The 24211-nt window shown below is 43.1% G+C and carries 23 protein-coding genes; 21 read left to right on the top strand and 2 right to left on the bottom strand.

All coding sequences use genetic code 11. From position 1 onward, the window contains the following. The first annotated feature begins 10 nt into the window (after positions 1-10). The 9 genes from mutS (at position 11) to BBEV_RS08720 (ending at position 12429) form a co-directional block, all read left to right on the top strand. On the top strand, positions 11-2581 hold the full coding sequence (mutS, locus tag BBEV_RS08760) for a DNA mismatch repair protein MutS (RefSeq protein WP_069365123.1): 2571 nt from the start codon (positions 11-13) through the stop codon (positions 2579-2581). Between the two features lie 13 nt (positions 2582-2594). Then, positions 2595-4418 (top strand): DNA mismatch repair endonuclease MutL, encoded by a 1824-nt coding sequence (gene mutL, locus BBEV_RS08755; protein WP_069365122.1) that lies wholly within the window; start codon positions 2595-2597, stop codon positions 4416-4418. A 35-nt stretch (positions 4419-4453) separates the two neighbouring features. After that, complete coding sequence (locus BBEV_RS08750; RefSeq protein ID WP_198154970.1) at positions 4454-5257, top strand: class I SAM-dependent methyltransferase; 804 nt, start codon at positions 4454-4456, stop codon at positions 5255-5257. Then, positions 5257-6183, top strand: a complete 927-nt coding sequence (gene miaA / locus BBEV_RS08745) for a tRNA (adenosine(37)-N6)-dimethylallyltransferase MiaA (protein WP_069365120.1) — start codon at positions 5257-5259, stop codon at positions 6181-6183. Before BBEV_RS08750 ends, miaA begins: the two co-directional genes overlap by 1 nt. 55 nt (positions 6184-6238) lie before the next feature. Further along, a complete protein-coding gene (hfq, locus tag BBEV_RS08740) occupies positions 6239-6472 on the top strand; it encodes an RNA chaperone Hfq (protein ID WP_069365119.1) in 234 nt (77 codons plus the stop codon). 131 nt (positions 6473-6603) lie between these two features. Beyond that, a complete protein-coding gene (hflX, locus tag BBEV_RS08735) occupies positions 6604-7905 on the top strand; it encodes a GTPase HflX (protein ID WP_069365118.1) in 1302 nt (433 codons plus the stop codon). After that, on the top strand, positions 7877-9124 hold the full coding sequence (locus tag BBEV_RS08730; protein WP_069365117.1) for a methionine gamma-lyase family protein: 1248 nt from the start codon (positions 7877-7879) through the stop codon (positions 9122-9124). The genes hflX and BBEV_RS08730 overlap by 29 nt, the downstream gene beginning before the upstream one ends. Before the next feature lie 236 nt (positions 9125-9360). Then, positions 9361-10698, top strand: coding sequence for a type I glutamate--ammonia ligase (gene glnA, locus BBEV_RS08725; RefSeq protein ID WP_069365116.1), 1338 nt, complete (start codon positions 9361-9363; stop codon positions 10696-10698). A gap of 210 nt (positions 10699-10908) precedes the next feature. Further along, positions 10909-12429 carry an RQC-minor-2 family DNA-binding protein gene (locus BBEV_RS08720; protein WP_069365115.1) on the top strand — a complete coding sequence of 507 codons (1521 nt, stop codon included), beginning with the start codon at positions 10909-10911 and terminating at the stop codon, positions 12427-12429. Between the two features lie 169 nt (positions 12430-12598). Here BBEV_RS08720 and lexA read toward each other — a convergent pair whose 3' ends face one another. Next, positions 12599-13222 carry a transcriptional repressor LexA gene (gene lexA / locus BBEV_RS08715; protein ID WP_069365114.1) on the bottom strand — a complete coding sequence of 208 codons (624 nt, stop codon included), beginning with the start codon at positions 13220-13222 and terminating at the stop codon, positions 12599-12601. A gap of 186 nt (positions 13223-13408) precedes the next feature. On the opposite strand from lexA, the gene yneA reads away from it, so the two are divergent. From yneA to BBEV_RS08655, 12 genes are all read left to right on the top strand, one after another. Next, positions 13409-13708 (top strand): cell division suppressor protein YneA, encoded by a 300-nt coding sequence (gene yneA / locus BBEV_RS08710; RefSeq protein ID WP_069365113.1) that lies wholly within the window; start codon positions 13409-13411, stop codon positions 13706-13708. After that, on the top strand, positions 13705-14349 hold the full coding sequence (locus BBEV_RS08705) for a YneB family resolvase-like protein (RefSeq protein ID WP_069365112.1): 645 nt from the start codon (positions 13705-13707) through the stop codon (positions 14347-14349). The genes yneA and BBEV_RS08705 overlap by 4 nt, the downstream gene beginning before the upstream one ends. Positions 14350-14442: 93 nt before the next feature. After that, positions 14443-14682, top strand: coding sequence for a DUF896 domain-containing protein (locus tag BBEV_RS08700; protein ID WP_069365111.1), 240 nt, complete (start codon positions 14443-14445; stop codon positions 14680-14682). A gap of 159 nt (positions 14683-14841) precedes the next feature. Continuing rightward, a complete protein-coding gene (tkt, locus tag BBEV_RS08695) occupies positions 14842-16839 on the top strand; it encodes a transketolase (RefSeq protein WP_069365110.1) in 1998 nt (665 codons plus the stop codon). 156 nt (positions 16840-16995) lie between these two features. Continuing rightward, positions 16996-17211 (top strand): YneF family protein, encoded by a 216-nt coding sequence (locus tag BBEV_RS08690; protein ID WP_069365109.1) that lies wholly within the window; start codon positions 16996-16998, stop codon positions 17209-17211. A 172-nt stretch (positions 17212-17383) separates the two neighbouring features. Next, entirely contained in the window at positions 17384-18472 is a 1089-nt protein-coding gene (gene mnmH, locus BBEV_RS08685; protein WP_084007316.1) for a tRNA 2-selenouridine(34) synthase MnmH, read from the top strand. Positions 18473-18567: 95 nt separating this feature from the next. Beyond that, the gene (locus BBEV_RS08680) at positions 18568-18897 is read left to right on the top strand and encodes a metal-sensing transcriptional repressor (protein WP_084007315.1); all 330 of its coding nucleotides are present in this window, start codon (positions 18568-18570) and stop codon (positions 18895-18897) included. 10 nt (positions 18898-18907) lie between these two features. Next, positions 18908-21301, top strand: coding sequence for a heavy metal translocating P-type ATPase (locus tag BBEV_RS08675; RefSeq protein WP_069365108.1), 2394 nt, complete (start codon positions 18908-18910; stop codon positions 21299-21301). A 30-nt stretch (positions 21302-21331) separates the two neighbouring features. Then, the gene (gene copZ, locus BBEV_RS08670; RefSeq protein WP_069365107.1) at positions 21332-21538 is read left to right on the top strand and encodes a copper chaperone CopZ; all 207 of its coding nucleotides are present in this window, start codon (positions 21332-21334) and stop codon (positions 21536-21538) included. Positions 21539-21665: 127 nt separating this feature from the next. After that, the gene (locus BBEV_RS08665) at positions 21666-22211 is read left to right on the top strand and encodes a TlpA family protein disulfide reductase (RefSeq protein WP_069365106.1); all 546 of its coding nucleotides are present in this window, start codon (positions 21666-21668) and stop codon (positions 22209-22211) included. A 3-nt stretch (positions 22212-22214) separates the two neighbouring features. Then, positions 22215-22829, top strand: a complete 615-nt coding sequence (locus BBEV_RS08660) for a hypothetical protein (protein WP_069365105.1) — start codon at positions 22215-22217, stop codon at positions 22827-22829. Positions 22830-22880: 51 nt separating this feature from the next. Beyond that, on the top strand, positions 22881-23444 hold the full coding sequence (locus BBEV_RS08655; RefSeq protein ID WP_069365104.1) for a CcdC family protein: 564 nt from the start codon (positions 22881-22883) through the stop codon (positions 23442-23444). Between the two features lie 214 nt (positions 23445-23658). Here BBEV_RS08655 and BBEV_RS08650 read toward each other — a convergent pair whose 3' ends face one another. Further along, on the bottom strand, positions 23659-24093 hold the full coding sequence (locus tag BBEV_RS08650; protein WP_069365103.1) for a DUF2621 domain-containing protein: 435 nt from the start codon (positions 24091-24093) through the stop codon (positions 23659-23661). Between the last annotated feature and the right edge of the window lie 118 nt (positions 24094-24211).

Raw genomic sequence — 24211 nt, 5'->3', positions numbered from 1 at the left:
GGCGATACATATGAGTACGACACCGATGATGGAGCAGTATTTACGCATAAAAAAAGACTACCAGGATGCATTTTTGTTCTTCCGGCTCGGTGATTTTTACGAGCTCTTTTTTGACGATGCGAAAAAAGCAGCGAAAGAACTTGAAATTACCTTAACAGGGAGAGGAAAAGGGGACGAAAAGATCCCCATGTGTGGTGTGCCGCATCATTCTGCCAAACAGTACATCCGGCAACTGATTGATCAGGGGTACAAAGTTGCAATTTGTGAACAGACAGAAGACCCGCAAATGGCAAAAGGTGTCGTGAAACGAGAAGTTGTACAGGTGATAACACCTGGTACTGTGATGGACACAGGAGCATTTCATGACAAGGAAAATAATTTTCTGGTTGCCTTATATGCAACAGGGCAAAAAGAAGAAACGACATTGGCCGCCATCGATACAACGACTGGTGAATTCAGATTAACAAAGCTGAACAGCATGGATGATTTAGCAAGTGAGTTGGCAGTTTATCAGGCAAAAGAAGTAGTCACAATGGATTCATTTCCGGAGGATATTCTGAATGAAACCGTGAAACCGATGGGCATTACGGTTTCTCACGTGGATGAGGTGCATCATCATACACCGGATCATGCAGTTGAAGGATTGGATGACATCGACATGAGGAACGCAGCGGAAGTGTTATTTGAATATGTTCAACGTACGACGCGCCGTGTTCTCGACCATGTCCAAACGGCAGAAGTTTATATCCGTCAGGCTTACATGCACCTTGATGCTTATTCCAAGAGAAACTTGGAGCTCACTGGAACACTGAGGGAACAGCGTAAAGCTGGTTCTTTACTGGGTGTTATCGATGAGACCAATACTGCGATGGGTGGAAGATTGCTTAAACAGTGGATCGGTAAGCCGCTTTTGGACCTTGATCGCATTGCTTCAAGGCAGCGTATGGTTCGGTCACTGATGGATTATTTCTTTGAACGCCAAGCTCTGAAAACAGCTCTTCAAGGCGTCTATGATCTTGAACGATTGTCAGGCAGAGTGGCATTTGGAAATGTAAACGGACGGGATTTTATTCAGTTAAAGCATTCCTTGGAACAAGTCCCACACATATTAGCTTTGATTGAAGATATTGCAGGAGACGACAGCACACCATTGATTGAGGGTGCGGATGCCTGTGATGAACTGAAAGCTCTTCTTGAAACGAGTATCCGAGAAGATTGTCCGGTGAGTATTACCGAAGGCGGGCTTTTAAAAGACGGCTATGATGAACAGCTTGACCTTTACCGGGAAGCGATGACGAACGGCAAGGCATGGATTGCTGAACTTGAGAAATCCGAACGTGACTTCACCGGGATCAAATCATTAAAAGTCGGTTTCAACAAAGTCTTTGGCTATTACATTGAAGTAACAAAAGCAAATATTCAATCGTTACCTGAAGGCCGCTATGAACGTAAACAGACGCTCTCAAACGCTGAAAGGTACATCACAGAAGAACTGAAAGAGAAAGAACAGCTCATACTTGAAGCAGAGGAAAAAAGCGAAAAACTTGAACACGAATTGTTCTTGGCTATTCGAGATCACGTGAAGGCATATATTCGTCCGTTGCAAAAATTAGCTCGAACCGTCAGTGCCATTGACGTACTGGTCAGTTTTGCCGAAGTGTCAGAGCGTTTGGGTTATGTTCAGCCTGAATTGGAGATGCATGGGGATGTACATGTTAAAAACGGTCGTCATCCAGTTGTAGAAACAATGATCGATCATGGGGAGTACATTGCTAATGACCTGGTGATGAATCAGGAAAAGGAAATCTTATTGATAACAGGACCGAATATGGCTGGGAAAAGTACGTATATGCGCCAGCTTGCCCACTTATCCATCCTAGCCCAAATTGGCTGCTTTGTACCTGCAGAAGAAGCGAAACTGCCAATTTTTGATCAGATCTTTACCCGAATAGGCGCTGCAGATGATCTGGCTCAGGGACAGAGTACTTTTATGGTGGAGATGATGGAAACAAGGCGTGCTCTGAAACACGCAAGCCGTGAGAGCCTTATCCTGCTTGATGAAATTGGTCGGGGGACGTCTACCTATGACGGTATGAGTCTCGCACAGGCTGTGATTGAATACGTTCATGACACTGTGCAGGCAAAAACACTTTTCTCCACGCACTATCATGAACTTACACACCTCGAAGAGAGCCTTGAGCGCTGTCATAATGTCCATGTCGCTGCAAAAGAAGAGGACGGGGAAGTGGTTTTTCTTCATAAAGTCGTTGATGGGCCTGCAGATCGCAGCTATGGGATATACGTAGCCCAATTGGCAGAACTCCCCAGGGAGGTTATCGAGCGAGCGAAGGTGCTGTTGGAAGAATTCGAATCCGAAGCGGATACAACAAGTGCATCGAAACGCCATGAGCGGATACAGGATGAACAGATTCCGCTTTTTGACGCAGACATGTCTCAGCCTGTAATCAGTGATGAAGAAATACATGTCCTGAATGCGATTCGAGAGCTTAACCTGCTTCATTTAACACCGATTCAGGCAATTCAGCTCCTCGATGAACTGAAGGGAAAACTTAAAGCATAAAGGAGAGGGTGGCATGGGCATTATTCAACAGCTTGATGAACAGTTGTCCAATCAGATTGCTGCAGGTGAGGTAGTAGAAAGACCTGCATCTGTTGTCAAAGAATTGATTGAAAATGCCTTTGATACAGAGGCGGATAAAATTCATATTGAGCTTACGGAAGGTGGCCTCCAATCCATTCGCGTGACAGATAACGGCCATGGCCTGCAAGAAGATGACCTCGAGCGGGCATTTTTCCGCCATGCTACCAGTAAAATTCACAATGAACATGATCTGTTCAGGATTAAGACACTGGGTTTTCGCGGTGAAGCGTTACCAAGTATTGCCTCAGTAGCTCAAGTGAGGCTTGTCACCAGTCAAGGTGGTACAACCGGCCATGAGATCATGGTCAAGGGCGGTGAAGTCATCAGAAAACAATCTGCTTCTCCCCGAAAAGGGACCGATGTGACAGTCACTGACTTGTTTTATAATACACCTGCCCGCCTCAAATATTTACGTACCATCCATACTGAAGTGGGACATGTTTCGGATACGGTAAACCGAATGGCATTATCACGTCCTGATGTCTCTTTTGTCTATTCTCACAATAATAAGACATTGCTGCAGACTGCTGGAAATGGTGATGCCAGACGTGTGATGGCAGCGATATACGGTATGCAGGTGGCCTTGAACGCTGTGGAAATCAATGCTGAGAACCAGGATTTCAACATTTCAGGATACATCGTCAAGCCAGAGATTTATCGTGCCAACAGAACTTATATGACTGTGCTTTTGAATCAACGTTTTGTAAAAAGTTATCCGGTCATCAAAGCGGTACAAAACGGATACCATACGTTGTTGCCTATTGGGAAGTTTCCGATTGTTGTCATCTCGATCCGGGTGCATCCACATCTGGTGGATGTGAATGTTCACCCATCTAAGCTCGAGGTCCGTCTCAGTAAAGAAACTGAACTGATGCAGCTCGTGACGGATGCAATCAAGGAAGCATTTGCTCAGGAAACCTTGATTCCTGAAGTGAAAGAATCCGTACCATTGAAAGCTGACGAAAAACAGAAAAAATCAGATCAGCTTTCTTTAGAATTCGATGAACAGCAACATCGGAAAGAAGAGCCAAAGCGGTCATCGGACTATTTGGCACAAATCAGTGAGGAAAGGGTGTCTTTCGAAAACAAAGAGTCAGCAGATGAAGATCAGGTTTCAAAGAAGAGCGAATCCCGATTTGAGAGCAGTAATGGTGACATTCAAAAGGAAAATGTACGCGTGCCGAAAATGTACCCGGTGGGTCAATTGCATGGTACCTATATTATTGCTGAGAATGAACTGGGGATGTATATGATCGACCAACATGCGGCACAGGAGCGAATCTATTATGAATTTTTCAGAAATAAAGTGGATGATCCGCCGAAAGTGCAGCAGGACCTTCTCGTTCCGTTGACTGTGGAATTAACCCAACAGGAAGCTGCAATTTTTTCGGGAAATCTTGATGAAATCAGGCGGCTGGGGATGGATGTGGAACCCTTCGGTCAGAATACCTATCTGATTCGTTCGGTACCTGTATGGTTCCCTGATGGAGATGAGGAGGACATTCTTTATGAATGGCTCGAGCAGTTAAAGACCGGGCGCAAATTGTCTGTCGGAGCTATCCGGGAAGATGCTGCCATTTTAATGTCATGCAAGGCTGCGATTAAAGCCAATCGTCATTTGCGACTGGATGAAATGGAACATTTACTAGATGATCTGAGGCAGTGCACGGATCCGTTCTCATGTCCTCATGGACGGCCGATCATCATTCATCACAGTACGAAAGAGATCGAGCGCATGTTTAAACGAATCATGTAACAGGAAAGGAAAGCGACTCAGTCATGATAAAGCATGTGATAACTACTGCTCGGAAAAGCGGGAATGTTTCGCCAACAGCCGCAATAAAACTGGCTCAGGATTGGCAGATGGATTACATTCCACGGGAAGGACAATCCATTAGGAATCTGCTAACTAAACTCCGGGATCAACACGGGTCAGATTTGCGTTTATTTATTGTCGGTGATAAACGAATTGAGCTGTACTCAAATGAGAACAGGGAACCATTTTTCTTTCACCCGAATGCGGCAATGTTCAGAGCGAAACACTTTGTTCGCTATGGTACAGATCCACTGTTGACTGCTGCTGGGATCAAACCTGGTGATTCGATCGTGGATGCTACACTGGGACTGGGGGCAGATGCCCAACTTTTAAGCATGGCAACAGGAAAGAATGGCATTGTTAAAGGCCTTGAAGCATCTGTAGATATAGCCCGTATTACGGGAATGGGTCTTTCAGCTTATCAGCATGGTTTCTCTCCATTGATTGAAGCGATGCGCCGGGTTGAAGTTGAGATTTGTCATCATACAGAATGGCTCGAAAAACAGCCGTCTGATGCCTATGATGTGATATATTTTGATCCGATGTTTGATGAAAAGCTCACTCAATCTTATGGAATCTCGGGGTTGCGAAATTTTTCTTTTGATGAAGTCTTTACGAAGAAAGCCGTGGAAGAAGCTGTCCGTGTTGCTAGAAAACGCGTTGTACTAAAAGATCATTTCAGAAGCAACCGCTTTGAATCCTACGGTTTTACCCGAATGCGACGTAAGTCATCAACGATTCACTACGGGTTGATCGAGACAGACAGGAGGCAAGTTTAATGAAACCATTGATTATTGCCATTGTGGGCCCGACCGCAGTCGGCAAAACCGAACTGGGTCTTGAACTTGCGGATTTTTTTAATGGTGAAATTATCAGCGGGGACTCCATGCAAGTGTATCGAGGTATGGACATAGGAACAGCTAAAGCCAGTAATGCTGAACAAAACAGGGTGCCGCATCATTTAATTGATATCAGGACACCTGAGACCCCCTTTTCGGTTGCAGATTTCAAGCAGGAAGCGACTGTAGCGATCAACGCTATTCACCAGAAGAACAAATTGCCCATAATCGTCGGTGGCACCGGATTATACGTAAACAGTGTACTCTACGATTATCAATTTAAGGATGTGCCCGAAGATCCTGAGTTCAGGGCATCATTGGAGACCTTTGCTAAAGCAAAAGGCAATCATGCCTTGCATGAACAATTGCAAAACATCTCCCCTGAAAAAGCGCAAGCAATACATCCCAATAACATCCGCAGGGTCATACGTCAGTTGGAAATTCATCACGTTACCGGGAAAGTCGGTGAGTCCGGAATGGAAAATGATGCTGTGGAAAGTCCTTATAGGCCAATTGTCTTTGGTTTGACAATGGATAGAGAGCAATTATATGAGCGGATTAATCAACGGGTGGATGATATGCTTCAAAAAGGACTTGTTGATGAAGTGCAATATCTTTTGGATCAAGGCTATGAGAATACTTCAGCAATGAATGCCATCGGATATAAAGAGCTTATTCCTTACATTAAGGGAGACACATCGCTTGCATCTGCTACTGAACAATTAAAACTGAACTCCAGACGTTTCGCAAAACGTCAGTTCACATGGTTTCGCAACAAAATGGACTTGACTTGGTTTGACCTTTCAGAAAACAGGGAACAAAAGATTCATAATATGATAAAAATCATACAGGAATATCAGCATTGAATACCGAAATGATACTACACTAGACAAACCAGAAAAATAGAGGGAGGCGGAGACGATGAAACAACAGCCGGTGAACATTCAGGATCAGTTCCTTAACCAATTAAGAAAGGATAGTATTCCAGTTACCGTATTTTTACTGAATGGCTTTCAACTTCGGGGGATGGTGAAAAGTTTTGATAATTTTACGGTAATACTTGAAACGGATGGAAAACAGCAGCTTTTATATAAGCATGCGATTTCAACATTCTCACCACAGCGTAATGTGAATCTTCAAGGAGAGAAGTCTTGAGCATTCAACCAGATCAACCTGTTCAAAAGGACACAATGATATGGATAAAAGCCTGGCTCAGCCAGGCTTTTCAGTATGAATTGGGCGTAAATCATCGATAACCCCTTTGAAATTGAGGTGAGGAATCTACTATGAAAGAAAAAATTGCTAAACAGCGCATTATTCTTGTCGGAGTTGAAGATAAGCAAGGAGATCGCCAATCTTTCAGGCATCGGATGGATGAATTGGCTTCGTTGACGGAGACAGCAGGAGGAGTTGTTATCAGCCGGATGGAACAGGCCCTCGATCACCCCGTATCAGCAACATACATCGGGAGAGGAAAATTGGAAGAACTCAAAAAGATGATCGCTGAACTCGAAGCCGATTTGACTATTTTCAACGGTGAATTAACTCCTTCTCAGCTTCGTAATATTGGAAATGAGCTGGATAGCCTGGTGTTAGACAGAACCCAGTTAATACTGGATATTTTTGCACAACGCGCACAATCGAAAGAGGGGAAACTGCAGGTGGAACTGGCGCAACTCAGCTATCTGTTACCCCGATTAAGAGGGCAGGGTCATATCATGTCGCGACTTGGCGGAGGCATTGGTACAAGAGGACCAGGTGAAACGCAACTTGAGGTTGATCAACGGCATATCCGTCAGCGCATGGATGACATTAAACGGCAACTTGAGCAAGTTGTTGCACACAGGACAAGATACAGGGATCGAAGAAAGCGGAATCAGGCTTTTCAGGTTGCCCTGGTGGGGTATACAAATGCAGGGAAATCAACGCTCTTAAATCAAGTGACAAATGCTGACGTATTTGCGGAAGATCAACTTTTTGCCACATTGGATCCAACGACAAAACAAATCAGCTTACCAAAAGGAATGCACGTATTGCTCTCTGATACAGTGGGCTTTATCCAACAATTGCCGACGACTTTAATTGCAGCTTTTCGTTCCACATTGGAAGAAGTTACTGCAGCAGATTTCATCGTTCATGTCGTGGATGCATCACATGAAGATGCGTCGAATCATGAGGCGTCTGTTGCTGATCTTTTGAAAGATCTGGACGCACACCAGATACCTCAACTGACCGTATATAATAAACAGGACATGATACAGGGGGATTTTTTCGCACTTTCAACGCCCTCTATTTTATTATCGGCTCATCAAAAGAATGATGTTGAGAGGTTTCTTGAAAAACTTGAACGAAGTATTGAGGATGGCTTTATCCCTTATCAGATTGCAGTTCCGGCTTATGAAGGAAAGTTTCTGCACCGCTTGAAACAGGAAACGATTGTTCATGAAGAACATTTCCGGGAATCGGATGAACATTATGTGATCAGAGGATACGCACAACCAGGTTCTTCTATTTATAATGTGATGATAGATGAAAAATCGATTGCAAAGGAGGTCAACGATGGATCAGAAGGATTTAATTCGAATTAAACAAGAAACAGAAAAACGAATTCGTCCTATTTTGGAGGAACGTGAAATCATCAGTGAAGAAAACCAACGGAAAGTACTGGATGCTTTTCAGTCTGAGGAAATTGCCGATTTTCATTTACATGGTTCGACCGGATACGGGTATGATGATGCCGGTCGTGAGCGTTTGGAAGCTATTTATGCCAAGGTTTTTAAGGCAGAGGCGTCGGTAGTTCGCCCTCAATTGGTTTCGGGTACACATGCCATCAGCACAGCGCTGTTTGGAATGTTGCGCCCCGGGGATGAACTGATGTACATAACCGGTGCTCCTTACGATACCCTTGATGAAGTTATTGGAACTCGCGGTAAGACCAATGCCGGTTCATTAAAGGATTTCGGTATCCGTTATCAACAGATTGATCTTGCTGATGGTCGGGTTGACTTTAACGCAATAAAGAAATCAGTGTCGCCAGCAACAAAAATGATCGGTATTCAGCGGTCAAAAGGGTACGCGAGTCGGCCATCTTTTACGATTAATGAGATTCGTGACATGATCACCCGTGTGAAGAATATTAATGAGGATCTGATTGTCTTCGTGGATAATTGTTATGGCGAATTCGTTGAATTGGAGGAACCTATAGAAGCTGGAGCAGATATAATTGCAGGTTCTTTGATCAAAAACCCAGGTGGAGGAATTGCCAAATCAGGTGGGTACCTTGCAGGCAGAAAAGACTTAATTGAACTCTGCGGAAACCGGATGACTGCGCCAGGAATCGGTCTCGAAGGAGGAGCAACCACAGGACACCTTCGGGACATGCTTCAAGGTTTTTTTATGGCACCGCACATAGTCAATCAGGCAGTTAAAGGGGCTGTTTTCACTGCGTCCTTATTTGCTGCAACCGGAATGAACACAACACCTGCTTATGATGCTGTCAGAACAGATTTGATTCAATCTGTACAATTTGAAACAAGAGACCAGATGATCCGTTTTTGTCAGGCTATACAGTCCAGATCTCCTGTGGATGCCCATGTGGCTCCTCAACCTTCTTCGATGCCCGGCTATGAAGATGATGTGATCATGGCTGCTGGTGCTTTTATACAAGGGTCAAGCATAGAACTATCAGCGGATGGTCCATTACGGGAGCCTTATACCGCTTATGTTCAAGGTGGCCTTACATATGAACATGTGAAAATTGCTGTATTTGACGCATTATCGGCGATTTTAACCACTGAGACAGAATGAAATCAGAAATTCTTACTGCAAGTTCACAATACGGCGTCTAAAACTCATTATTTCGTTGTCAGATAATTTCCCTGTTAGATAATCTTACAATCTCCCACATTGGTTTTTAATTTTTGGTATTCTTAAAACATCGAAAAAACAGCGCAAAAATTCCGATGATTCGGATGATTTTGACGCTTCCCAGTCACACAATCAATAGTGTGTGGGTGGTATATCAAAAGGAGGAATCAGTGCACATGAGTAAGTTCACAAAAGACGACATTTTTAAAATGGCAAAAGAAGAAAACGTAAGATTTATTCGATTACAGTTTACCGATTTGTTGGGGATTATTAAAAACGTGGAAATCCCGATTGACCAACTCGGTAAAGCACTGGATAATCTGATGATGTTTGACGGTTCATCAATTGAAGGGTTTGTCCGTATCGAAGAATCCGATATGTATCTGTATCCGGATCTTGATACATGGGTGATTTTCCCTTGGACGCCAGAAAAAGGTAAAGTAGCGCGTTTAATCTGTGACATCTACAGTCCAGATGGTACACCTTTCGAAGGTGATCCACGAGGGGTATTGAAAAAAGTACTTAAACAGGCAAATGATCTTGGCTATTCAGACTTCAATATTGGACCTGAGCCGGAATTCTTCTTATTCAAAAATGACGAAAATGGCGAACCGACATTGGAATTGAACGATAAAGGTGGCTATTTTGACCTTGCTCCAACAGACTTGGGTGAAAATTGCCGGCGTGATATCGTACTTGAACTTGAAGATATGGGATTCGAAATTGAAGCATCCCACCACGAAGTGGCTCCAGGTCAGCACGAAATAGATTTCAAATATGCGGATGCAGTTACGACTTGTGATAATATCCAGACGTTTAAGCTGGTTGTCAAAACCATTGCCAGAAAACACGGACTTCACGCGACTTTCATGCCAAAACCATTATTCGGTGTGAACGGAAGCGGGATGCATGCGAATATGTCTCTATTTACTAAAGGTGGAGTCAATGCTTTCTTCGATGAATCAACAGATACTCAGCTCAGTGAAACGGCTATGCAGTTCTTGGCGGGGATCTTGAAACACGCTCCAGCCTTCACCGCCATCACGAATCCAACGGTTAACTCATACAAGCGCCTTGTGCCGGGATATGAAGCACCATGCTACGTAGCGTGGTCCATGCGTAACCGTTCACCACTTGTTCGTATTCCGTCTTCACGTGGTCTGAGTACGCGTATTGAAGTCCGAAGCCCGGACCCAACAGCAAATCCGTACCTTGCTATGGCAGCGATGCTGGCATCAGGTCTTGACGGTGTGAAGAATAAGATGACACCACCTGCAGCAACAGATCGAAATATCTATGCAATGGATGAAAACGAAAGAGCTGTTGAAGGCATCGATGCGTTGCCGGCAACATTAAAAGACGCTATTGAAGCGTTAAAGAAAGACCAGACGATCATGAAATCCCTTGGTGCACATTCGCTTGAGCACTTCATTGAGTCCAAGGAAATCGAATGGGATATGTTCCGTACGCAGGTTCACCCGTGGGAGCGCGAGCAGTATATCCAGATGTATTAATAAAGATATCCCTAGAGCCTCAATGGTTCTAGGGTTTTCTTTATATTAGGAAAAAAGCTGAGATTAATCCTTTATATGATCAAGACATAAATTTCATTTACAAATATTGCTCTATAAAAACTGAATTTTTCAAGCAGGATAAAGGGGCAGTGACAAATTGTCGCAACCCCGACAATTGACTTTGATCTTTTTTATTGGGAGTGTTTGTAGATGGCAGTGACAGGGAACTTGTCTAATCCGGAGGTGATCAGTGTCATGGGCATGAGAGAGGAAGTATTAAATCCTGGAGGTCTTTATCCATCTCTGCTGTTTTGGCCGGTAGAGAAGAAGAATGAGTCTTCGAAAATTCGATCACTAAGCTCAAAAGAAGAGAAGGCACTCCTGTCTCGTCTGCAAGAAGTAGTATTTCATGAACTTTCGAAACTATCGAAAACTGATCTTAATCAGTTAGCATTGTTTCTGGGGACCGATAAGCCATGTATACCCGTTCCACTGGTTCAACAAAAGAAACTTCATGTGAAGTTGTTAAAAGCAGATACATTATTATTTAAAAAGGCATCAGTGCAAACGGATCAATCAGAAAATACACCGTTGTTTTATAACAAAGAATGGGTCCGTCTTTCAGCTGATCAACTTAAGAAGCATGTGCAATCAGTTGTAGATGATTATCTGTTTAATGCAAGAATCTCTTTACAAGACAAGGGATATTGGCTCTCAAGAATTGAAAAAGCGTATGAAAATAACCCGTTCATTCAGTTAGCTTATTCCAAAAACGATATTGTCGATGCAGTAGAAATCATGAATAAATCTTCTCTGTTAGCTATTCTGAAATATCCAGAAGACATTTCATATTGGCGGGAACGTGTCAAAATCGTCTTGCGTCCTTATCGGACGATTCCGAAAGAATGGCGATGGGATTTGTGTTCGCATGAAAAGAAATTGTTCCCTCAAGCTGATTCAAGATCGATTGAATGCACTTGTGAGGACTGTGGGTTTTCAGTGATCTATGATATTAATGAAGATGTCCTGTGGTTACCTCAAGAAGTGAATTTATTCCAAGCTACAAAAAGAATTGCGACAATTGAGCGACAATTCAATAACATTGCATCTCAAAATGGTGCCGTAACGAAAAACATTGAATGTTTGAAGGATTTGAGTCGGGATTTAACAGATTATCATGAGCGCATTGAAACGATTCTGGAATTGCAAAGAAAACTTCCTGGCACAGATAATGTTCCTGACCATCCAGTCGTCTCATTATATAAAGCGATGCAGGAAATAGAACTGCCTGAGGAATCGCATGATTCCATGCTTATTTGGATGTCCAGGGTCAGTATACCCGATATATCTATTTTAAGAGAAATAAATCGATGGCAAAAACTGATGAAGAGAAATCTTTCTGAAGAACTCAACGAAGTACAAACTGGTTTAACTCAAATGATAAAGGACAATCAACCACGTCCAGACGATACCATTCTACAGATCAAGAATTATAAAATAACCAGATTGCAGTTAGATAAGATTAACCGGTTCATAAAAAAAGAAGAACATAAAGTTCCTGTTCATATTCTTGTTAAGCTTTTGAAAGGTGAGGCCACAAACAAAATTCGGGGTTTGCAATATCATGAAGAGGAACTATTCGGTATATTGGAACACTGGCCAGAAAAATATATTACAAAAGCAATCATTCAGTTGAACAAACAAAACGTCATTATTAAAGAAAAGAATTAGGAACCCACTGCTTATAACAAAAAGGACCGGAGCATTTTAGGAGATGCTCCGGTCTTCATATGTCACATTGTGTGAGAGAACGGGTTGAATGATGGATTCGAGTATAAGTGCAGTAAAGGCTCTCAACAGATGAGCAAACAGGATTAAGCGTATTAATTCTGAATGATCATCAATGGAATGAGCGGAATACGCCAATGATCTTGCCCAAAATCTGGACACTATCGAGAATGATTGGCTGAAGACTCGCATTCTCTGGCTGAAGCCGGAAATGATCTTTTTCTTTGAAGAATCGTTTGACTGTAGCTTCGTCTTCCTCTGTCATAGCGACAACTATATCACCATTGTTTGCAGTTGATTGCGGATGTACGACCACATAATCACCGTTAAAGATACCGGCTTCAATCATGGAGTCACCTGAAATCTCCAAAATAAAGGCTTCTTCATCCTGTACGAAACTGGCGGGCATTGGAAGATATTCCTCAACATTTTCGATCGCAGTAATCGGCGAACCGGCAGTGACTTTACCAATCACGGGAATACTGATGGACTGCGTTGAGATGATTTGATCTCCATTTCGATCCTTTTGGATCAGTTCGATGGCTCTTGGTTTCGTTGGATCCCGGCGAATAAAACCTTTTTTCTCTAATCTTGAAAGGTGACCGTGAACGGTAGAACTGGACGCTAGTCCAACAGCCTCTCCAATTTCTCTTACAGACGGGGGATAGCCTTTTGCCTGTACTTGACTGCGAATAAAATCAAGTATGGATTGCTGTCGTGCAGACAATTTTTTCATAAGATAAATCACCTCTTCTTAAAATTTGATGTCAGTAAATAGTATTTTAGTGATCATAGTTGTTTCTATAAGAAATTATAACACGGGAACATTCGTTTTACAAACGCTCGTTCTAAAAGCTGTTGACAAGAACAACTGTTCCTTGTATAGTGGAGGGAACAGATATTCTTATGGAGGCGATGGACCATGAAACGGATGGAAAGTATAATGATTATGGTGATGGTATTTGCTGCTATGTTTTACGTATGGCAGACATTCGAAGAGGCGAAACATGTACCAGAATATAAAGGTCCGGTCCAACAGGTCGTCGTTTCTGAGGGTGATAGCATCTGGAAAATTGCGGAGCAGTCTAACGGTTCCTCCCCCCTCACGTTGGAAGAATCCGTTGAATGGATGTTGCATCATAATCATATCGAAGATGCAACCGTTATGCCGGGGCAGGCTATACAGGTTCCTGCAGGTGGAACAGGAGTTGCAATGGAATGAATGGTTTGATATATGCAAGAGTCAGTACGGAAAAGGATAAACAGACATCATCCCTTACGCGGCAGGTTAAGGAATTAACGGCAGCAGCTGAAAGTTGGGGAATCACCGTCGAAAATTGCATAGAAGAACAGGCGAGTGGCTATGATGTGGAACGGGAAGGCATTTTCAGGATGATGGATATGGTGGAGTCTGGGAATGTGGACTGTCTGCTTGTTCAAGACGATACGCGCCTGGGACGGGGAAACGCTAAAATGGCATTGATTCATTATTTATTTAAACATGGAACGGAAATATTCTCCTTGAATCATAACGGACAACTGGAACTTTCAGAGACTGAATCTATGGTTCTTGAAATTGTTGCTATCGTGGAAGAATACCAGCGAAAGCTTCACAATGCCAAAATTGGCAGAGGTATGAAAAATGCGATTGCTTCAGGGTTTAAACCAGAAGTTAATTTTCAGGGGCGGTTTAACGGAGGGCGAACGAGAAAGGAAGTACCGGTAGAAGAAATCGTGAACCTGAAAGAGAGAGGAATGACTTTTCACGAAGTTGCTGCGACATTAAGAGGTCTTGGCCACGATATTTCCAAAGCGACAGCGCACAGACGGTACCGGGAACATATTAATCAACCAGGTGAGTAAACGACGCGACGAATGACCTGTAAGGATTTTTTGCTTGATAAAAACATATGAATCCTCTAGCATTAACATATATTACTCACTGGAGGATGACTTATGTTAACAAAAGATAAACTAAACCGGATCAATGAGCTTGCCCGTAAATCAAAAGCTGAAGGCTTGTCTGTTAAAGAACAGAAAGAACAGAAAAGTCTAAGAGCTGAATATTTGCAAAATGTTCGTAAATCATTCAAAAACCAATTGAAATCCACAAAAATTGTGGATGAAGAAGGAACAGATGTTACTCCTCAAAAATTAAAAGATGAGAAAGAACGTGCAAAAAAAGGTTTTCATTAAGCTGATTATTTGCAAAAACACCATGTTCTCCAAGGAGAACATGGTGTTTTTCAGATTTCACAAGAACAATCCTTTAGTTTGCAGGTTGTCTAACCTCTCTTAAACAGGTATCATTAAGAATAGAATTGAACATATTACAGTGAAAGAGGTTGATAGTGAATGACAGCGCAAATCCATGAACAAGCGATTAACACCATCCGTACACTTTCCATTGACGCGATTGAAAAGGCAAATTCGGGACACCCGGGATTACCTATGGGTGCTGCACCTATGGCTTATAAAGTCTTTGCAGATTTTATGAACCATAACCCGAAAAATCCGGACTGGTTTAACCGGGACCGGTTTGTATTATCTGCAGGTCATGGCTCTATGCTTTTATACAGCCTGTTGCATCTGCACGGGTATGATCTCTCACTGGATGAGTTGAAGAATTTCCGCCAGTGGGGAAGTAAAACCCCTGGACATCCAGAGTATGGTCACACGCCAGGTGTGGAAGCAACGACCGGCCCCCTTGGCCAGGGTATTGCTATGTCAGTTGGTATGGCAATGGCAGAGCAGCATCTTGCAGGAAAGTATAATACAGATGATTTCAATATTGTTGATCATAATACGTATGTACTATGCGGTGATGGAGATTTGATGGAGGGTGTGTCTGCCGAGGCGGCATCATTGGCCGGTCACTTAAAACTTGGGAAATTGGTTCTGCTCTATGATTCCAACGATATCTCCCTCGATGGGGACCTGCATCAATCATTTTCTGAAGATGTGATGAAGCGATTTGATGCATATGGCTGGCAAACGCTTCTAGTGGAAGACGGGAATGATCTTGATACCATTGATAAAGCTTTGAAAACTGCACAGCAGGATGACCGACCGACTCTGATCGAAGTTAAAACCGTTATTGGCTATGGTTCACCAAACAAAGGCGGTAAAAATGCAGCTCACGGGGCACCTCTCGGAGAGGATGAAGTGAAACTGGCAAAAGAAGCATATAAGTGGACGTACGATGAATTGTTCCATATTCCAGAGGAAGTCAAAGATCATTATGAACAATTTAAGAAACAAGGGGAAGAAGCAGAAGCTGCCTGGAATAAGCAGTTCGAAGCTTATAAAGCTGCGCATCCTCAATTAGGTGCCGAATTGGAAAATGCCATCACTGGCAAATTGCCTGAAGGTTGGGATCAGGATCTTCCTGTTTATGAAGAGGGATCGAGTGCAGCCACCCGAGCTACAGGCGGAGAAGTATTGAATGCTCTCGCAGAAAAAGTTCCTGCACTATTTGGAGGCTCTGCGGATTTGGCTTCATCCAACAAAACGATGCTCAAAGGTGAAGAAGATTTCTCCCGTCATACACACAGTGGCCGTAATATCTGGTTTGGTGTAAGGGAGTTTGCCATGGCAGCGGCTGCTAACGGTATGGCATTGCATGGTGGTGTTCGTCCTTATGCGGCTACGTTCTTTGTCTTCTCGGATTACTTAAGACCTGCCTTACGGTTATCAGCATTAATGGGTAATCCCGTTACTTATGTTTTTACGCACGACAGCATTGCAGTTGGCGAAGATGGTCCAACACACGAACCGGTTGAACAACTCCCGGCTATACGTGCCATTCCAAACCTCTCTGTCATCCGGCCTGCTGATGGAAATGAAACACAGGCAGCTTGGCGTCTTGCTATGGAAGCAACGGACCAGCCTACAGCGCTTGTTTTGACTCGTCAGAATCTCCCTGCTTTGAAAGGTACAGATCAGAAAGCCTATCAAGGAGTTAAAAAAGGCGCTTATGTCGTTTCAGAAGCAAATGGGAATCCGGATGGTTTACTTCTCGCGACAGGTTCTGAAGTATCCTTGGCAGTAGAAGCACAGCAGCAACTTGAAAAAGAGGGTATTCATACAGCTGTTGTCAGTATGCCAAGCTGGGATCGTTTCGATGCTCAGTCAGACGAATACAAAGAAGAAGTGCTTCCTTTTGCCATCAAAAAACGTTTGGCAATTGAAGTTGCCAATCCACTTGGGTGGGAGCGTTATACGACATCTGACGGCTCCGTTCTTGGCATCGATGGCTATGGAGCTTCGGCACCAGGTGGAGAAATAATGGAAAAGTACGGATTTAATGTTGAGAATGTTGTGGCACGTTTCAAGCAGCTTTTGAATAAGTAAAATGAATCAGGAACTGAACAGGTTCATCCTCGTTCAGTTCCTATTATTTTTTTATTTATCAGTCTTTCCATTTAACTTTCATTCATGTATAATGAACAGGGTTAAAACAATAAGCAGAAACTCGATACAGAGGAAACTGAAGGAGGGTCAACGCCGATGTGGATTAATATATTAATCGGTGTCATCGCACTTCTTGCGGGGATTGCCATAGGCTTTTTCATTGCAAGACAGTACATGATGAGTTACATGAAAAAGAATCCGCCAATCAACGAAAAGATGCTTCGTGTGATGATGATGCAAATGGGTCAGAATCCATCACAAAAGAAGATCAACCAAATGATGAAGGCGATGCAGAATCAACAGGATAAGTAACGAATGGAAGCACTCCGGACTTGTCAGGAGTGTTTTTTCATACGGATAGAAACGTTGTACCTTGATGAAAGATTAAAATTAAAGTATAAAAACAGCGCAGTCTTTCGCCATTAGCATGTCGACAAGCCAGACTTTTGAATCGTATGCAGCTGAAAAAAGGAGATGACTGACTATGCACCAGCATCAGTCTTATATGAAATATTATTACGACGAATTGGATTTGTCTAAACAGGTCCTGGTGGATGTTCGTTCGCCGGCTGAGTTTGCAGAATTTCATCATCCTGACAGTATTTCGATCCCGCTTTTTTCAAATGAAGAGCGGGAACGGGTGGGAACGATTTACAAGCAAATCGGTCAAGAAAAAGCAAAAGAAGAAGGGGTAAAGATCCTTTCTGGTAAATTGACAACACTATATAATGAATTTCAAAGTATTCTTGATACCTACCCTGATCGGGAGTTGATTCTCTCCTGCGCAAGGGGGGGGATGCGCAGTGGGATACTTGTGTCGTTTTTAAAATCACTTCAGTTTCCTGCAGGACAACTGGAAGGCGGCGTTCGTTCTATCCGGAAATATGTGCAGAGTGAATTGAAGAGATTATCAGAAGTATCCTGGCAAACCATTGTTCTCGGTGGTCATACGGGCACCGGGAAGACAAAATGGCTGCTTGAACTACAGGAACAGGGCTATCCGGTGCTGGATCTGGAAGGCTTGGCTGCTCATAGAGGCTCTGTTTTCGGTCACATTGGTAAAGATCCCTCTACGCAAAAGCAATTTGAATGGAATTTGGTTTGGGATCTTCAAAAATTGGAAAAAGATAAAATGCTGATTTTAGAAGCAGAGAGTAAGCGCATCGGGCGAATTACATTACCGGAATTTATTATGAATGCAAAAGATAACGGCCATGTCATCGAAATGTATGATGATCTGAAACGACGTGTTGCAAACATAATGGAAGACTATCAACCTGATTCGTTCAGCGAGAGAATTGCAGAAGCATATAAAGTTATTCGAAAACGGCTGGATGATGGTCATAGACTACAAGCAGATGCTGATATAGAAAAACAGGAATATGAATCTCTCTTTGCAATTCTGCTGGAACATTACTATGATCCGAGATATCGTTTCAGTCAAGGGAACTCTGCTAAAGGGAAACATTATCAATTCTTGAACATACAACATACATCTGAACATCTGATCACTGATCAAATCAAACAGGTTATTGATCAATGGTGGGAACGGCAGCCGATGACTCACAAATAGAGGGTAAGGGGAGCTCCAAAGACGAGTTCTCTTCTCTTTAGCTTGACACATATACTGTACGGGGGTATAGTGTAACTAGATTACAGGAAGAGGTGATGTCAGTGGATGACAAATTGACGATCCCTTTACAGTCGGGAAAAATACCGGTGAAGATGCGGACAGAAGATGAAAAGAAACTCCTGATACAGCGGTTGAAACGCGTTGAAGGACAAGTTAGAGGCATACAGAAGATGGTTGATGAGGACCGTTATTGTGTTGATATTCTTGTACAGATTTCAGCGATCAATGCTGCATTGAAACGTGCGGGATTTCAGATCCTTGAAGATCACACAAAAGGATGTGTCAGTCAGGCAGTTGAAGACGGCAACGGGGAAGCGAGTATTGAAGAACTGATGAAAGTGTTCGAACAATTTACGAAATCGTAGGTGATGGATCATGGCAAAGAAAACGGTTGAGTTACCGGTAACGGGTATGACCTGCGCATCCTGTTCCTCACGTATAGAGAAAGTGCTGAATAAGCAGGAAGACGTGGACGCCACTGTTAACCTGACGATGGAGCGCGCTACGGTAACTTATGATGAGGATAAAGTTACCACAGAAGACATCATTCAGAAAATCGAGAAGCTCGGCTTTTCTGTTGATCAAGAAACTGTAGAATTTGATATCGAAGGAATGACCTGTGCGGCCTGTTCTGCCAGAATTGAAAAAGTGCTTGGGAAGACTGCAGGTGTCGATTCAGTATCCGTAAACCTCGCCATGGAACGTGGCCAGGTAAGTTATATTCCCGGTCTGGTCGATGAACAGGACCTCTATGATAAAGTGAAAAAAATCGGTTTTAAGGCAAAAGCCATTGCGGGAAATGAGGAAAGTAAACGCGATAAAAAGGATGAGCATGTGAAGAGACAGAAATTCCTCTTTATTTTCGCTCTCGCTTTCTCTCTGCCGTTATTTGTGACAATGATTGATCATTTCTACCCTCAGGAAATGCTGTTGCCTCATTGGCTGATGAATGGCTATTTCCAATGGGCTCTTGCAACACCGGTTCAATTCTATGCAGGCTGGCAATTCTACAGAGGTGCATATAAATCTCTGAGAGGCGGCAGCGCGAATATGGATGTTCTTGTAGCAATGGGGACATCCGCTGCTTACTTTTATTCAGTGTATCTTGTACTGGTTGGCGAAGTGTATTTGTTCTTTGAAACCAGTGCCGTTATCATTACGTTGATTTTACTTGGCAAACTGCTTGAAGCAAGAGCCAAAGGACAAACGTCAGAAGCGATCAAAAAACTGATGGGTATGCAGGCACGAACGGCAACGGTTGTTCGAAACGGCGCCGAAGTGCAGGTTGCAATTGATGATGTTCAAAAAGGTGATATCATTAAAGTGAAACCTGGGGAGAAAATTCCTGTAGACGGAATCGTCACAGATGGTTATTCTTCAGTTGATGAATCCATGCTGACAGGGGAAAGCATACCGGTTGAAAAGAACAAAGGCGATGAAATGATCGGGGCCACAATCAATAAGAATGGTTCGCTCTATTTTGAAGCAACTAAGATTGGAAAAGAAACCACTCTTGCGCAAATCATCAAAGTCGTGGAGCAGGCACAGGGTTCCAAAGCACCCATTCAGAGAATGGTGGATATTATTTCCGGCTATTTTGTTCCTGGTGCCGTTATGATTGCGATTTTGTCTTTTGTAGGCTGGTATTTTTTCGCGGGAGCTTCGTTTCAAGTTGCATTGATTAATTTCACCGCAGTACTTGTGATTGCCTGCCCTTGTGCATTAGGACTTGCTACACCAACATCAATCATGGTCGGCACAGGTAAAGGAGCAGAGACAGGTATATTGTATAAAGGCGGCGAACATTTGGAGAGAGCTCACCACACCGATACCGTCGTTCTCGATAAGACCGGTACGATTACCAATGGAACACCGGAAGTAACGAATGTTATGCTTTTGTCTAATCAATTAAAAGACGAAGCGTATCTGGTGAAATTGGCAGCTTCAATTGAAGCTTATTCGGAGCATCCATTGGGTGAAGCCATCGTGCATTATGCACAGGAACAGGAAATTGAAACCGTTAAAGTTGATGATTTTACCGCAGTGCCTGGTCATGGACTTTCAGGTGTCATCGAAGGAAGAAAATTGCTGATTGGTACCCGTAAACTGATGATAAGTGAAGACATTGATGTCAGTTCTTTTGAAGAGCAGATGGCTGAACTGGAGCAACAAGGAAAAACCGTTATGATTGTTGGTTTTGATGGTGAAGCAGCTGCACTGATTGCAGTGGCGGATCAAGTGAAAGAAACGTCTCAACAAGCCGTCCGTCAACTCCATGACTTAGGTTATGAGGTTGTGATGCTTACAGGTGATAATGAACGGACGGCTCGGGCAATTGCAGCTTCTGTCGGTATCGATCAGGTCTTCAGTGAAGTACTCCCTGAAGAAAAAGCCATGAAAGTAAAAGAACTTCAAAAGCAGGGGAAACGTGTTATTATGGTCGGTGACGGGATAAACGATGCGCCGGCACTTGCGATGGCAGATATCGGGATGGCGATTGGCACAGGAACGGATGTAGCCATGGAAGCAGCTGACATTACGCTGATGCGCGGGGATCTCCGCAGCATTCCGCAGGCAATCCGCTTGAGTCATCTGACTATGCGAAACATTAAACAGAATCTTTTCTGGGCTTTCATTTACAACTCCATCGGTCTACCGATAGCAGCTCTTGGCTTTCTTGCTCCATGGGTTGCCGGGGCAGCAATGGCATTCAGCTCCGTATCTGTTGTTTCTAATTCTTTACGACTTAAACGCGTAAAGGTGGATTAATATAAATTTTATTCAAAGGAGAGATAAAGCATGAAAACGGATATTATTGAAGTGGATGGTATGACGTGTGGACATTGCAAATCATCAGTAGAAGGGGCATTGACTTCCTTGAACGGTGTTTCGAAAGCGGAAGTGAATCTTGACGCAAAGAATGTCACTGTGGAGTATGATGAGAACATGGTAGAAGTGTCCAAAATGAAAACGGAAATTGAAGATCAGGGCTTTGATCCTAAATAAGGATTGAACCGGACAAAACCGCTCCTCATCAGGAGCGGTTTTTCAATTCAACAGCTTGATTTTTATCAGCTGTTTCCGCTATACTGACACGAGTGCATACCCGGTTGTGTATATAAGGAGGGAGAAAATGATCCATTTGAAACGTGTGATGTTTATCATGATGGCGATCGCAGCCGTTTTCTTTCTTTGGTTGGGTAATGAACAAAACCGGTTCGAAAGCGGGAATTATACAGCTGCTGTTTATCCACAGCCAGGTCATATTGCTCCTGTTTTTCAGGCGGAAACATTCACAGGTGATACGTTTTCCTATAGTGACAACGAGGGAGTACCTGCAGTGATCTATTTCTGGACGTCCTGGTGTCCCTATTGCAAAGCGTCCTCAGAGGCCATGGAAGAAGCTCACCAAGCTTTTGGAGAAGAAGTCCAGTTCATCGGTGTCAATGCTACAGCTTCAGACCAGGAAGCCGATGCCCAGTCATTTATCGAGGAACATAGTTTGACATTTGTAAATGTATTGGATGATGGTGGAGGTATTGCAGGCAGTTACTATGTCCCCCCTGTACCAACAACGGTATTTATTAACGCGGATGGTGTCATTGAGCACCGGAAAACCGGTGGAATCACTGCTAATGAAATAAGAACTCAAGTGCGATTGTTACAGGAAGGATTGTAAAGTATGTTTGAAGCGTATAGAACATTTTCACTGGGGCCGCTCAGTTTGTCCATGGAATTGCTCTTTTTATTAGCAGGTGTTATAACTGCTTTCTTTGTGGTTGACTATTATTTAAAATGGCTCGAAATTAACGAACGCGAGAAAATAACAGACCAAATGACCTGGGCTTTATTCGGTGCGATTGTCATCTTCAAATTCTGGCCGGTTATTACTGCGCCTGCACTATTGCGAGACCCAATGAATGCCCTCTATTTCACGGGTGGCCCTTTGGCGATGGAAATGGCTCTCCTATTTGCTTTTGGCTGGATGCTGGTGAATGCCTGGTTACGCAAATGGCCTCTTATCATGGGCGAAGCTTTGATGGGTGGTGCCATTTTGGGCGCGATGGTATTTTTATTCGGCATCCGTCAGATTGGTGCGGTTAGTCCGCTCCCATTCGGATTTCAAGTCGATGAGATTACCGTTCATCCAGTGAATCTATATACCGTATTTTTATTAATATTGGTTATGACAGGCCGATTTATATACTTTGATCGAAACGCTGGGATCAAACCGCTTGTCTATTATGTCGTTATTGTTATGGCTATATGGACTCTTCTCTCGCCATTTCGTGTATAAAAATAGATCACTGTGGTATAATAGCCGCGTTAGAAGAGAGGAGTGCCTGTGATGTATGGAATACTGTTTACAATTGCAGCAGCCGGGATGGCACTGCTGGCAATGTTTATCCGTATGAGAGCTATGAAGAAACCAGCGAGTGCCAGGAAGATTCTGATTCCTCCTCTTGCCATGTCAACTGGTTTTTTGATGTTTTTATACCCGCCTGTGCAACAGATTACCTGGCTTGAGGTTATTGAAGCCTTCTCTGTGGGACTGCTGTTCTCGATTCTTTTGATAAAGACCAGCCATTTCGAAATCCGTGGACAGGATGTTTTTATGAAGCGCACCAAGCTTTTACCGGTTATCCTGATATCGCTTCTGGTCATTCGGCTCATCGTGAAATTGCTTCTGGATATTCACTTCGAATATGAAGTCTTGGCGGGCATGTTTTTCATTCTTGCCTTCGGAATGCTCCTTCCTTGGCGAATTGCAATGTTCTTTAAATTTAAGGAAGTACACCGTCAATTAAAGTGGAGTCAGGAATTCAGTGAACATGACTTGAAAACACAAAAAAGCCCAGATGAAGAGGTTGATGACAAAGACGAGGATCTGACGGGACCACGTTCGGTTTAAAGCAATAGGCTATGTTCAAGCTGATTGTTGATTTTTACAGTCCATTATTCATGAGCATATGAGAGCGATACCAGAGGGGCAGTAAGTGTTGACATGCGTCGATTGTCGCGTGGATAAATCGAATAACAGCTTCTGAGTAACAACAATAATCATTCACATCGTTAAACTCAAAAGAAAGGAACCAGCTTTTTCGTGCCGGTTCCTTTCTTTGATTCTATGAAGACATAGAGAAATACGATTCATAAGGAGTGGCATCGATACCTTTTTCCTGAAGTTTTTTCCGGAGAAATTTATGATCCCGCTTTGGTGTAGCAAGAATATAACCCCGAATAATCAGATCTTCGGTCATTTCATCGGCATTTTCCTTAAGTGCAAGTTCTCCGATCTTACCTGCGATTTTACCTTTGGCTACGTCGCGGAAAAGTTCCGGAACAGGCTCTACCAATTCGTTGAGAAGGGCTTTTTTTTCATCGGTCCAGAGATGCAACGTTTGCTGAATATAAAAATCCTGCCAATCAAGAATGGATTTCCCATCTTCTTTAGGCATCTTTTTCAAAAACTTCCGGAACATGAAGTATCCGCCGATGGCCACCATTACAAAAATGAAGATGGACCAAAGTATAATAAACCACATAAACCAATCGTTCATAGAAGAAACCCCCTCTTTCTACAGTTTACGCAATAAATACGAAGATGAAAAGAATTTTGTCAGGATGCAGTAAAAAATGACCGTGCAGGAAGCATTCCATCTGTAAAAATGGTATAGT

The organism is Salisediminibacterium beveridgei (genome assembly GCF_001721685.1).
GTDB lineage: Bacteria > Bacillota > Bacilli > Bacillales > Salisediminibacteriaceae > Salisediminibacterium > Salisediminibacterium beveridgei.
The sequence above is the reverse complement of the archived record's forward strand: the minus strand, read 5'-3'. Positions and strand labels throughout refer to the sequence as shown.